A 12,625-nucleotide genomic window follows, 5' to 3' on the forward strand; every position below is an offset into this window, starting at 1 on the left:
TTCTCCATAAAAAATGCCAGACGTTAAGTCTGGCATCTTCTCATACTGTGGCGAGAAAGAACTTATTCTACTTCACGGACATCTACGCGCAGTTCTTTCGGCACTTCGAAAACAATGTTCTCTTCGCGGCCTTCCAGCGGCACCGCTTCGCCGCCGCCCAGCTCCTGCAAGCGGGAAATGACGTTCTGCACCAGAATATCCGGCGCAGATGCGCCTGCAGTCACACCTACGCATTGCACTTCTTTTACCCATGCTTCCTGGATATCGGACGCGTCGTCAATCAGATACGCTGCTTTCCCCATTCGCTGGGCCAGTTCGGCCAGACGGTTGGAGTTGGAGGAGTTTTTCGACCCCACGACCAGTACAACATCAGCCTGCCCGGCCAGCGCACGAACCGCTTCCTGACGGTTGGTGGTGGCGTAGCAAATGTCGTCTTTACGCGGCCCAACGATTTTCGGGAAACGTTCGCGCAGGGCATCAATCACGTCAGAGGTATCGTCGACGGAGAGGGTTGTCTGGGTCATAAACGACAGCTTAGCGTCGTTTTTCACATCCAGCGTCCAGACATCATCCGGTGACTCCACCAGATACATTCCACCCTGCGGATTGCTGTACTGGCCCATGGTGCCTTCGACTTCCGGGTGACCGGCGTGGCCAATCAGAATCGACTCTTCACCACGACGGCTGGCGCGAGCGACCTCCATATGCACTTTGGTCACCAGCGGGCAGGTCGCGTCAAAGACCGTCAGATCGCGGCTTTTCGCCTCATTGCGCACCGCCTGAGAAACACCGTGGGCGGAGAAAATCAGGATCGCGCCGTCCGGCACTTCGCTAATCTGCTCGATAAAAATCGCGCCGCGTTGGCGCAGGCTATCGACAACATAGCGGTTGTGCACGACTTCATGACGCACGTAGATCGGCGCGCCATAGAGCGTCAGCGCGTTTTCAACAATGCTGATAGCGCGGTCAACGCCTGCGCAAAAGCCGCGCGGGTTAGCCAACAGAATCTGCATTTTACCCCTCCAGCGCCGGATCGATCTCCAGCACTTCAACATCAAAATGAACGGTACGCCCGGCCAGCGGATGGTTGAAATCAACGGTGATCGAATCGCCGTTCACTTCGCGGATAACACCAGGCATTTCGCTGCCATCCATTGCGGTAAAGAGCATAATCGCGCCGATTTCCGGCTCGCCCGCGTCGATAAATTCCCGGCGCGAGAAATATTGAATCAGGTCCGGACTCGGTACGCCAAAGGCAGCATCCGGCTCCAGTGAAAAGATGGTTTTCTCTCCTTCTTTCAGCCCCAGCAGATGCTGCTCAAGACCTTCAGAAAGCGAGGTATCACCCAGGCGAAAGAGCGCGGGTTTACCGTTATTGCGGGTTGACTCTGCGGTGGAGCCATCATCGAGCTTTAGGGTGAAGTGCACCAGCACCGCACTGTTGCTTTGTACAGAGTTTGACATGCAGGTTTGCTCTTTTACATTGCCGCCGCTTGTTTGCCCGGTGGCGCTGCGCTTACCGGGCCTACAAAGGCCGATGTATACTGTAGGCCGGATAAGACGCTTTAGCGTCGCCATCCGGCAACTTTTTATGATGTTTTTTTATCACGGGAAGGCAAGAAACCTTCCAGCACAATCAGCGCCGCACCGACACAAATCGCGGTATCAGCAAGATTGAAGGTGGCGAAGTGCCAGTCCCCGACATAAAAATCAATCATATCGACGACAAAACCATGCCACAGCCGGTCGAATAAATTACCCAATGCGCCGCCAATAATCAGCGCATAGGCAATGTTATTCAGCTTTTGCGTCGCCTTCGAGCGATACATTAGCACCGCGAGGATCACGCAAATACCGATAGCGATACCCGCGAAGAACCAGCGCTGCCAGCCGCCGCTGTCAGCAAGGAAGCTAAAAGCCGCGCCGTAGTTACGCGCATAATGCAGATTAAGCGACGGAAACAGCGGCACCGTATCCCCCAGAGCAAAGTTCTGGAGGATCAGGTACTTGCTGCCTAAATCGATAATCAGCACGACTACCACCAGCCATAGCCAGCGTAGCCCTGTTGAACCAATCGGTTTACTCATCAGGCAAATTTACGTTTTTCGCCGTCACCGGCAATGTTGCTAACACAGCGTCCGCAGATTTCCGCATGTTCCGCCACCTTGCCGACATCCGTGGTGTAGTGCCAGCAGCGCGGGCACTTATCACCTTCAGCTTTGCTCAGCACAACTTTCAGTCCTTTCAGCAACTCACTCTGCCATGCGTCGGCCGGAGCCTGCGCATAATCGGCAACTTTCGCCCCGGAGGTCAACAGGACAAATCGCAATTCATCGTCCAGCGCATTCAGCTTCGCTGCAAGATCGGCATCGACATACAGCGTCACCGCGGCTTCCAGAGACCCCCCCACTTGCTTATCCGCACGCGCCTGCTCGATAACCTTGTTGACTTCGCCGCGCACTTTCAGCAGCTCATCCCAGAAACCATCGTTCATCGCTTCGTCGGCGGCCAGACCGAACAGGCCGGTGTACCATTCACCGGTAAAGACGTATTTCTCGCGGTCACCCGGCAGGTAACCCCAGATTTCGTCAGCGGTGAAGGACATGATCGGCGCCATCCAGCGTACCAGCGCTTCGGCAATATGATACAGCGCGGTCTGGCAGCTGCGACGCGCAACGCTGTCCGCTTTGGTGGTGTACTGACGGTCTTTGATGATATCGAGCCAGAACGAGCCCATTTCGATGGAACAGAAGCGCATCAGGCGCTGCACCACTTCGTGGAAATCGTAAGACTCATAGGCTTTCAGGATATCTTCCTGCGCCGCTTGCGCGCAGCCTACAGCCCAGCGATCCAGCACGACCATCTCTTCCGGTTTCACCATATCTTTTACCGGATCGAAACCGTTGAGGTTCGCCAGCAGGAAGCGCGCGGTGTTACGGATACGACGATAGCTGTCGGCGGCACGTTTGAGGATCTCGTCGGAGACCGCCATTTCGCCAGTGTAATCGGTGGAAGCCACCCACAGACGCAGAATATCCGCGCCCAGTTTGTTCATCACGTCCTGCGGAGAGACGGTGTTACCGATGGATTTGGACATCTTGCGGCCCTGGCCATCAACGGTAAAGCCGTGGGTCAATACCTGACGATACGGCGCTTTGCCCTTCATCGCGGTAGAAATCATCAGCGAGGACATAAACCAGCCGCGGTGCTGGTCGGAACCTTCCAGATACATGTCGGCGGCGTGACCAGAGAACTCCGGACGCACGTCAACGACAGAAGAGTGAGTTGAACCAGAGTCGAACCACACGTCGAGGGTATCCGGCACTTTCTCGTAGCTATCAGCATCAGCGCCGAGGATGTCGCGGGAGTCGAGATCCCACCACGCCTGGATGCCGTCGACTTCCACGCGTTTAGCCACTTCTTCCATCAGCTCCAGCGTGCGCGGGTGCAGCTCTTGCGTCTCTTTATGCACGAACAGAGACATCGGTACGCCCCAAGTGCGCTGACGGGAGATACACCAGTCAGGACGGTTGGCGACCATCGACTCGATACGCGCCTGGCCCCAGTCCGGGATCCACTGCACGCCTTGGATCTCTTTAAGCGACTGCGCGCGCAGGCCCTTCTGATCCATGCTCACGAACCACTGCGGCGTGGCGCGGAAGATGATCGGTGACTTGTGACGCCAGCAGCACGGATAGCTGTGCTGCATTTTCTCAACGTGCAGCAGCGCGCCGCTGTCGCGCAGCATCTCAACGATGATGTCGTTGGCTTTGAAGACGTTGATGCCGTCAAGAGATGGGTAAGTACCCGGCAGATAAGCACCGTCCGGGCCAACCGGGTTGGCGATTTCCAGACCGTATTTCTGGCTGATGGTGTAGTCGTCCGGACCGTGGCCGCCAGCGGTATGTACCGCGCCGGTACCCGCGTCCAGGGTGACGTGGTCGCCAAGGATCGCCGGAACGTCGAAAGCAAGGAACGGGTGCTTAAAGCGCATCAGCTCCAGTTCTGCGCCGTTGACCACCGCCAGAATGGTGTAATCCGCAATACCGGTGCGTTTCATCACGCTTTCAACCAGATCTTTGGCGAGGATCAGCGCCTGACCGTCAACCTGCACCAGCGCATAGTCAAACTCCGGCGACAGGGAGATTGCACGGTTTGCCGGCAGGGTCCACGGGGTGGTGGTCCAGATAACCAGAGAGACCGGGCCGTTAACGTCGGCTACGCCAAATTTCGCCAGCACCGCCGCTTTATCCGTCGCGTGGAAGGCCACGTCGATGGATGGGGAGGTTTTGTCGTAATACTCAACTTCCGCTTCCGCCAGCGCAGAACGGCAGTCTACGCACCAGTGCACCGGCTTAGCGCCTTTATGCAGGTGGCCGTTGCCGATGATTTTACCCAGCGCGCGGATAATATTGGCTTCGGTTTTGAAGTCCATGGTCAGGTACGGGTGAGACCAGTCGCCCAATACGCCAAGGCGGATAAAGTCTTTACGCTGGCCGTCAATCTGCAGAGCAGCATATTCGCGGCATTTGGCACGGAACTCGGCGGCGGTGAATTTCTCGCCCGGCTTACCGTATTCCTGTTCCACTTTCAGCTCGATCGGCAGACCGTGACAGTCCCAGCCCGGTACGTACGGAGAGTCATAACCCGTCAGCCCTTTGGACTTAACGATAATGTCTTTCAGAATCTTGTTAACCGAGTGACCAATATGAATGCTGCCATTCGCATAAGGAGGGCCATCATGCAGAATGAAGGTTTTTTTGCCTTTTTTGGCTGCACGAATGATGCCGTACAGGTCATCATCGGTCCAACGCGCCAGCATTCCCGGTTCACGCTTGGCGAGATCGCCGCGCATCGGGAACCCTGTTTCCGGCAAATTCAGGGTCGATTTATAGTCACTCATCAGATTCTCGGTTCCGTATTTCGGTTTGATAAACACCGTCAGGGTTATGCCTGCCCGGTTAGCCCAAAGAAGTCGCGGGCCGTTAACTCATCACGTGCGATTTGCGCTTTCAGCTCATCAAGCGACGCAAATCGCTGCTCGTTACGTATCTTTTTACGCAGTATTACATCTATATGGCGACCGTAGAGGTCCATTACAACATCCAGGAGATGGACTTCCAGCTGCTGACGCACGCCGGATACCGTTGGACGAGTACCAATGTTGGCGACGCCCATAAAAGGTTCGTCGCCAAGCCCTGTCACTTCTACCGCATAGACCCCTTTTACCGGGGAAACCTGACGACGCAGCGGTAAATTCGCCGTCGGGAAGCCTATTGTGCGCCCCAGCTCATCGCCATGGACCACGCGACCAGAGATAGTAAACGGATGCCCTAACAGGGTCTCCGCCAGCGGCAGATCGTCATCAGCCAGCGCCTGGCGAACCGCCGTGCTGCTAATGCGCACCCCACCCTCGCAGAATGTTTGGGTGCTGGTAACGTCAAAGCCGAATTCCACACCGGCCTTTTGTAATAACAAGAAATCCCCCTGGCGACCAGCGCCAAAGCGGAAATCATCGCCAACGGCGAGGAACTGGACGCCTAGCTGGCGGACCAGCAGCTCGCTGATAAAATCCTGAGCGGTCAATGCCGCAAAGCGCCGATCGAAGCGCACGCACAGTACGTAATCGACGCCGCTTTCAGCCAGATAGTTCAGTTTTTCACGCAGACGCGTTAAACGAGCCGGCGCTTTATCAGCGGCAAAAAGCTCAAGCGGTTGTGGCTCAAAAATCATTACCACCACCGGCAAACCATGCTGGCGACCTTCTGCACGCAAACGCTGCAATAATGCCTGGTGCCCGCGATGCACGCCGTCAAAATTTCCAATGGTCAGCACGCACCCGTGCGGGGCCTGACTGAGATTATGTATGCCGCGTATCAGCTTCATGTCTGGCTCAAAACAGTGAAAATCGTCCGAGTATACCTTGTACAACTGGCGACGTTAACCAGCGATTGCACCTCTTCACCGAAAGATCCCAGTAATTCATCAACTCAGCGTAGCAATGCAGGAAAAACTCTCCGGCATCGTCGATTTTTATGGTTGAAAGGCTGTATTCGCTAGCAACAAGCTGGTAGAATCTTGCGCCATCACTACGTAATGAAGCGTTGTTGGTTTAAGCGACGCTTATTTGCACAAATCCATTGACAAAAGAAGGCTAAACGGGCATTCTCCTCGGCCTTTGAATTGTCCATATAGAACACATTTGGGAGTTGGACCTTGGCTAATATCAAATCAGCTAAGAAGCGCGCCGTTCAGTCTGAAAAGGCCCGCAAGCACAACGCTAGCCGTCGCTCTATGATGCGTACTTTCATCAAGAAAGTATACGCAGCCATCGAAGCTGGCGACAAAGCTACTGCACTGAAAGCATTTAACGAAATGCAACCAATCGTGGACCGTCAGGCTGCTAAAGGTCTGATCCACAAAAACAAAGCTGCGCGTCATAAAGCAAACCTGACCGCTCAGATCAACAAACTGGCTTAATCGCCTGCTTGTTGTCGCTTTGTAAAAAAGCCCGCGAAAGCGGGTTTTTTTATACCTGTCGGTTGTCGACTTCGCTCATCGACTGCCATCGCCCGCTTCTTTCGTCTTACCAACCGGCACCCTCGCAGGATCTACAATAACGCATATAAAAGATATTTTCTTTCATTGTATAAGTGATTTTATTTCATTCCCGATGAAAATGTGACCAGCATGGCAAATAACAGAATAACTCCTCGAAAAACGAATAAACGCAATCCTGATGTAAGATTTGATAATTGATCACACCACTGTGGTTAACTATTTTTATGTACACTTTAATGACTCCATTTAACCCTAAGGTCACTATTCATAAAGATTAAAAAAAATAAGAAAACCTACTGCTTAGAAAATAAAAGTTGTTTTTCTGGGCGTATCATTACAATGCAGGAGTTATCAGTATGAGTTCTGTTATTGAAGATACCCAGTCTTCCGGGTCAACATCATTGTCTTTACTACAGCGTATCAGCTACGGCTCTTTAGATGTGGCAGGCAATCTGCTGTACTGTTTCGGTTCAACGTACATATTATATTTCTACACCGACGTTGCAGGTATTAGCCTTGCGGTAGCAGGGGTTATCCTACTGCTGGCGCGTATTGTAGACGGCATCGACGCTCCTATCTGGGGGATTATCATCGATAAAACACGCTCTCGCTACGGGAAATGTCGCCCCTGGTTTCTGTGGCTACCGTTGCCATTTGGCGTATTTAGCGCGTTGTCTTTTTGGTCTCCAGATATCAGCATGACTGGAAAAGCCATATATGCAGCAATTTCCTATATGATTGCCAGCATTTTATTTACCGGTCTCAATACACCGCTTAGCGCGATATTACCATTAATGACCTTATCCCCCAAAGAGCGTCTGGTATTAAACTCATGGAGAATGACCGGAGGGCAAATTGGGGTTCTGTTAATGAACGCCACCGCACTGCCGTTAGTGGCTTTTTTAGGTAAAGGTAATGACCATGCCGGTTTTATTTACACCGCGATTCTGTTCGCCATTATATCCTGTTCGCTAACCCTTTTTGCGTTTAAAAACATTCGCGAAATGGATGCGGATAAAATACAGAAAGAACCCAAACTGCCGATGAAAAAGAGCTTCGCGGCAATGAAAGGCAACTGGCCGTGGATACTGATGGTACTGGCAAATCTGATCTTCTGGATAGCCCTTCAGCAACGTTCAACAACCATCGTCTATTATCTGACCTACAACCTCGATCGCAAAGATCTGGTTCCGCTGATTAACAGTCTGGCCACTATTCAGATCCTGTTTATCATCGCCATCCCTTTCTTCAGTAAATATATCGCCAAGACCTGGATTTGGGTTAGCGGCCTGCTGGTCGCCACGCTGGGCGGCGTGATGATGTGGCTGGCTGCGGATAACATTCCTTTGCTGATCGCCGCCTGGGTTATCGGCAATATCGGCAGCGGCATCGCCTGCTCAATGCCCTTTGCCATGCTGGGCTTCGCCGTCGACTTCGGTGCCTGGAAAACGGGCATTAAGGCAACCGGTATTCTTATCGCCTTCGGCAGCACCTTCTGCATCAAAATGGGCAGCGGTATAGGTACCGCCTTCGCCGCCTGGATAATGAACAGTTTTGGCTACATCCCCAACCACGCCCAAAGCGCAGCCGGGCTGGAGGGGATAACCTGGGCCTTCATTTGGGCACCCGCCCTGCTCTTCGCCCTCGCCGCGATCCCACTACTGTTCTTCCGAAAATATGAAGCCATGGAAGACAGGGTTCGCCACGATCTGGAAACAACAAACCACTAACGCTCTTCACCTTCACCACCTGAATATGGGAGGAACCACCATGCCATTTTTGCAACAAGACCCGCGTCGTCTGGTGTGGCAGCAAAACGATCGCTATTTATGGATAGAACCCTGGGGTGAGAACAGCCTGCGCGTGCGCAGCGGCCGTCATCTACCTGTTATGCGAAATGAGGACTGGGCGCTGACGGAGCCGGTCGAGGAAAGCGCCTGCCACATCGTTTATGACCAAAAGCAGGCCACGCTGACCAACGGAAAGATTATCGCCATCGTCAATCAAAAGGGGCAAATCGCCTTTTATCGCCATCCCCATAAGTGCCTGCTGCAGGAGTTCTGGCGTCAGCGGGGAGAAATTGGCGAAGATGAATCCTCCCACGGTCAGTACGTCAGCGCCCTTAATCTTGAGGGCCGCGAGTTCCGCCCGATTCAGGGCGGGAAATACGCGATCAAAGCCCGCTTCGAAGCCGCCGAAGGGGAAAAAATCTACGGCATGGGCCAATATCAGCAGGCGAATCTGGATCTCAAAGGATGCGTGCTTGAACTGGCCCAGCGCAACTCTCAGGCTTCGGTGCCGTTTATGCTCTCCAACATGGGCTACGGATTTTTGTGGAACAACCCAGCCATCGGTCGGGCGACGTTTGCGCAAAACGTGACGGAATGGGAAGCCCACGTCAGCGAACAGCTGGACTACTGGATCACCGCCGGAGATACCCCAGCAGAAATCAGCCAGGCTTATGCGCTCGCTACCGGCACACCGCCGATGATGCCGGATTACGCCATGGGCTTCTGGCAATGCAAACTACGCTACCGCACGCAGGAAGAGTTGCTCACGGTCGCCCGCGAATATAAACAGCGCAACTTGCCCATCTCGGTGATTGTCATTGATTTCTTCCACTGGCCGAATCAGGGCGACTGGATGTTCGACCCGCGCGACTGGCCCGATCCTGATGCAATGATCGCCGAGCTGAAGTCTCTGGGCATTGAGCTGATGGTATCCGTCTGGCCGACGGTGGATAACCGCACCGAGAGCTATCGGGAGATGCGCGAAAACGGCTGGCTGGTACAAACGGAGCGCGGATTGCCGATTAACATGGACTTCCTCGGCAATACTACCTTCTTTGATGCCACCCATCCCGGCGCCCGCGACTACGTTTGGGGAAAGGCAAAGCGCAATTATTACGACAAGGGCGTGAAGCTCTTCTGGTTAGACGAAGCCGAGCCGGAGTTTAGCGTCTACGACTACGATAACTATCGCTATCATGCCGGGCCAGTGCTGGAAGTCGGCAATATCTACCCGCGAATGTACGCCAAAACCTTCTTTGACGGCATGAAAGCGGATGGCGAAGATCAGGTCATCAACCTGCTGCGCTGCGCCTGGGCGGGTAGTCAACGCTACGGCGCGCTGGTTTGGTCAGGCGATATTCACTCTTCGTTTCGTTCTCTGCGCAACCAGTTTGCCGCTGGCCTGAATATGGGGATCGCGGGCATTCCGTGGTGGACGACGGATATTGGCGGCTTTCATGGCGGCAATATTCACGACCCGCGCTTTCATGAGCTGCTGATTCGTTGGTTCCAGTGGGGCGTATTTAGCCCGGTGATGCGTCTGCACGGCAACCGCGATCCGCAGATTCTTCCAGAGCAGCCGTACCGGGACGGTATTGCCCAGTGTCCCACCGGTGCGCCGAATGAAGTCTGGAGCTACGGCGAAGACGTGTGTGACGTATTGACGGGCTGTCTGACCTTGCGAGAGAAGCTCAAGCCTTATATTAAAGCGCTGATGGCAGAAACCCATAAACGCAATACACCGGTCATGCGAACCCTGTTTTTTGAATTCCCCGAGCAGGCAGCAAGTTGGGAGGTCACCGATCAGTACTGTTTCGGCCCCGACCTGCTGGTTGCGCCCGTAATGCATGAAGGTATGCGCGAGCGCGATGTCTGGCTGCCGGAAGGCGAGAAATGGACCGACCTTGCCACTGGCGAGAGCTATCAGGGAGGGCAGACACTGCGCTACGCCGTGCCGCTGAATAGAATTCCGGTATTTATTCGCGAAGGCGGGCAGTACCGGAATTTATTGAATCTGTAGTCTTGTTCCGGCTGCGGCATTTCCGCCGCAGCCGAAAATCAGGCACAGCTTATGCCTGCGGTGGCGTGAAAAGCGCCGAATAGTCACGATTGCAAATACGCTGCACCGCCGGATGCTGGATCATACGTTCGGCAAAAATAGCGTGATACTCTTCCATCACGTTGTCCATCCGCCCAATCTCAACTATCGATTTATCACTATAAAAGTCATGAACATATAGTGTGGGCGCAACGAAAATGGCGTTGTGAGCCGCACCGAAGGCTTTCATCAGCGCCGCATCATCAAACTCGCCCAGAATTTCCACCTGCAATCCCTGCGAGTTAAACCAGTTGAGCAGCTTCCGCCCCAGCATCGAGCGACGTCCGGGGATCAGTAATCGACGTTCTTCCAGGCAGGCCGGGAACGGTTTTTTCGGCGGCGGATTCATACACCAGAAGCTAACGCTACATTCGCCGATTTTCACCGAAAACAGACCTTCCTGCTGAGTGGAGTCGATAGGGCAATCGGAGATGATCATGTCGAGTTTATGCTGACTTAGCTGCTCAAGCAGCATTTCGTGGGTCGATTCAAAACAGCGTAAATGGATCTGCTCATTGCCGACGACCGCAGCATCAAGGACGCCGCTAACCAACCTTTTTGACAGCGCATCCGCGACGCCGACATCAAACAGCAGATTGGACTCTTTGCGATAGTTAACGATATCCAGCATTTCCTGGCTCAGCGTAAACATGCGATCGGCATAGCGGAAAACCAGCTCCCCGAGTTCACTGGGCTCCAGCCCTCTTCCTTTACGTTTAAACAACTTCCCCTGCAGACGTTCTTCCAGCGCTTTAATCTGCCCGGTGATGGTTTGCGGCGTCAGAAACAATGCCTCTGCCGCACCGACAACAGAGCCTTCTTTGTAGACATGCCAGAAGTAGTACAGGTGATTGTAGTTGATATGCGACATGCTTCTCTCCCTGATAATGTCCAGGAGAGCCGTAGCGGCTCTCCGTGAGTTATTAAGCAGCGTAGCCCGACTCCGTTACGCGCTTACGCAGTATGATGTATCCCGTGACTGCCGATAATATCGATCCAATCAGGATGCCAAGCTTGGCCCAGTTGATCAATCCTGGGTCAACGCTACTGAAAGCCAGTGTGGCAATAAAAATCGACATGGTGAAGCCAATTCCGCACAGAATACCTACTGCCATAACTTGCTTACAGGTCGTCCCCTCCGGCAGAGAAGCCCATTTCATCTTCAGCGCCAACCAGCAAAATGCACTGATCCCAAGCGGCTTACCGATAAACAGCCCAGCGATGATGCCCAGCGGCAGCAGAGAGGTTAGCCCTTCAACCGTCACGCCCTGCAGCGAGACCCCCGCATTAGCAAAGGCGAACAGCGGCAGGATTAAGAATGCCACCCATGGATGCAGAACGTGCTCAAGCTGCTTCGCCGGAGATTTACCGTTCTGCTCTTTTAGCGGGATCATAAAGCCAACAATAACTCCCGCCAGCGTCGCATGAACGCCGGATTTTAATACCGCAGTCCAAAGCACCGCACCGACCAGAATGTAGATTCCGGTACGCCGCACGCCGCTCAGATTTAACGCCGCCAGAACAACGATGGCCCCCGCAGCAACGATCAATGACAGCACTGAAAGGTCGTTCGTATAGAACAAGGCAATAATAATAATTGCCCCGAGATCATCAATGATGGCCAGCGCCATCAGGAAGATCTTCAGCGCGGCAGGAACCCGATTGCCCAACAGCGCCAGAACGCCCAACGCAAAAGCGATATCGGTCGCTGCCGGAATCGCCCATCCCTCTCTGGCAATCGGATCCTGGGCATTAAACGCCAGATACACCAATGCCGGAACCACCATGCCACCTAACGCCGCTACGACCGGGAATACGGCCTGGCGACGGCTGGCTAACGCCCCCTGGTTCATCTCACGCTTAACTTCCAGGCCAATCAGCAGGAAAAACACCGCCATCAGCGCGTCGTTAATCCACAACAGCATGTTTTTGTTGATCTCTAACGCACCCACGCGCAGCTGAACCGGCGTTTCCAGAAAAGAGTGATAAAAACCACTGGTCAAGCCAGTATTTGCCAATAACATCGCCAACACGGCGGCGAAGATTAAGATAATGCCCCCGGAAGCATCGCTACTAAAAAAACGCTGCAGATGTTTCACTTTTACTCTCACCTTAGTGGTAAATAACTCGATAAAAGTATAATACATGCACCAATAATTCGAAAAAAACAGTTTTA

The 12,625-nt window shown here is 53.6% G+C and carries 10 protein-coding genes; 3 read left to right on the top strand and 7 right to left on the bottom strand.

Features of this window, described 5'->3' with window-relative positions; genetic code table 11:
- Nucleotides 1-62: 62 nt before the first annotated feature.
- From ispH to ribF, 5 genes are all read right to left on the bottom strand, one after another.
- Complete coding sequence (gene ispH / locus QVF11_RS04900) at nt 63-1,013, bottom strand: 4-hydroxy-3-methylbut-2-enyl diphosphate reductase (protein ID WP_110272650.1); 951 nt, start codon at nt 1,011-1,013, stop codon at nt 63-65.
- Between the two features lies 1 nt (nt 1,014).
- Nucleotides 1,015-1,464, bottom strand: a complete 450-nt coding sequence (gene fkpB, locus QVF11_RS04905) for an FKBP-type peptidyl-prolyl cis-trans isomerase (RefSeq protein WP_112215042.1) — start codon at nt 1,462-1,464, stop codon at nt 1,015-1,017.
- A 125-nt stretch (nt 1,465-1,589) separates the two neighbouring features.
- The gene (gene lspA, locus QVF11_RS04910; RefSeq protein WP_287855381.1) at nt 1,590-2,087 is read right to left on the bottom strand and encodes a signal peptidase II; all 498 of its coding nucleotides are present in this window, start codon (nt 2,085-2,087) and stop codon (nt 1,590-1,592) included.
- Nucleotides 2,087-4,903, bottom strand: coding sequence for an isoleucine--tRNA ligase (ileS, locus tag QVF11_RS04915; protein WP_142514843.1), 2,817 nt, complete (start codon nt 4,901-4,903; stop codon nt 2,087-2,089). Before ileS ends, lspA begins: the two co-directional genes overlap by 1 nt.
- A 44-nt stretch (nt 4,904-4,947) precedes the next feature.
- On the bottom strand, nt 4,948-5,886 hold the full coding sequence (ribF, locus tag QVF11_RS04920) for a bifunctional riboflavin kinase/FAD synthetase (RefSeq protein ID WP_287855384.1): 939 nt from the start codon (nt 5,884-5,886) through the stop codon (nt 4,948-4,950).
- Between the two features lie 330 nt (nt 5,887-6,216).
- On the opposite strand from ribF, the gene rpsT reads away from it, so the two are divergent.
- From rpsT to QVF11_RS04940, 3 genes are all read left to right on the top strand, one after another.
- Nucleotides 6,217-6,480 (top strand): 30S ribosomal protein S20, encoded by a 264-nt coding sequence (gene rpsT, locus QVF11_RS04930; RefSeq protein WP_003018940.1) that lies wholly within the window; start codon nt 6,217-6,219, stop codon nt 6,478-6,480.
- Between the two features lie 437 nt (nt 6,481-6,917).
- Complete coding sequence (locus QVF11_RS04935; RefSeq protein ID WP_287855385.1) at nt 6,918-8,291, top strand: MFS transporter; 1,374 nt, start codon at nt 6,918-6,920, stop codon at nt 8,289-8,291.
- 40 nt (nt 8,292-8,331) lie between these two features.
- Complete coding sequence (locus QVF11_RS04940) at nt 8,332-10,371, top strand: glycoside hydrolase family 31 protein (protein ID WP_287855387.1); 2,040 nt, start codon at nt 8,332-8,334, stop codon at nt 10,369-10,371.
- 49 nt (nt 10,372-10,420) lie between these two features.
- Here QVF11_RS04940 and nhaR read toward each other — a convergent pair whose 3' ends face one another.
- Entirely contained in the window at nt 10,421-11,320 is a 900-nt protein-coding gene (gene nhaR / locus QVF11_RS04945; protein WP_110272657.1) for a transcriptional activator NhaR, read from the bottom strand.
- Between the two features lie 52 nt (nt 11,321-11,372).
- The gene (gene nhaA, locus QVF11_RS04950) at nt 11,373-12,548 is read right to left on the bottom strand and encodes a Na+/H+ antiporter NhaA (protein WP_112215048.1); all 1,176 of its coding nucleotides are present in this window, start codon (nt 12,546-12,548) and stop codon (nt 11,373-11,375) included.
- Nucleotides 12,549-12,625: the final 77 nt, after the last annotated feature.

Source organism: Klebsiella sp., assembly GCF_027492335.1.
Classification (GTDB): Bacteria; Pseudomonadota; Gammaproteobacteria; order Enterobacterales; family Enterobacteriaceae; genus Klebsiella; species Klebsiella huaxiensis.

Excerpts from the sequence above, each read along its gene's own strand:
- ispH (WP_110272650.1), bottom strand. The coding sequence starts at position 1,013 with ATGCAGATTCTGTTGGCTAACCCGCGCGGCTTTTGCGCAGGCGTTGAC.
- fkpB (WP_112215042.1), bottom strand. The coding sequence starts at position 1,464 with ATGTCAAACTCTGTACAAAGCAACAGTGCGGTGCTGGTGCACTTCACC.
- lspA (WP_287855381.1), bottom strand. The coding sequence starts at position 2,087 with ATGAGTAAACCGATTGGTTCAACAGGGCTACGCTGGCTATGGCTGGTG.
- ileS (WP_142514843.1), bottom strand. The coding sequence starts at position 4,903 with ATGAGTGACTATAAATCGACCCTGAATTTGCCGGAAACAGGGTTCCCG.
- ribF (WP_287855384.1), bottom strand. The coding sequence starts at position 5,886 with ATGAAGCTGATACGCGGCATACATAATCTCAGTCAGGCCCCGCACGGG.
- QVF11_RS04935 (WP_287855385.1), top strand. The coding sequence starts at position 6,918 with ATGAGTTCTGTTATTGAAGATACCCAGTCTTCCGGGTCAACATCATTG.
- QVF11_RS04940 (WP_287855387.1), top strand. The coding sequence starts at position 8,332 with ATGCCATTTTTGCAACAAGACCCGCGTCGTCTGGTGTGGCAGCAAAAC.
- nhaR (WP_110272657.1), bottom strand. The coding sequence starts at position 11,320 with ATGTCGCATATCAACTACAATCACCTGTACTACTTCTGGCATGTCTAC.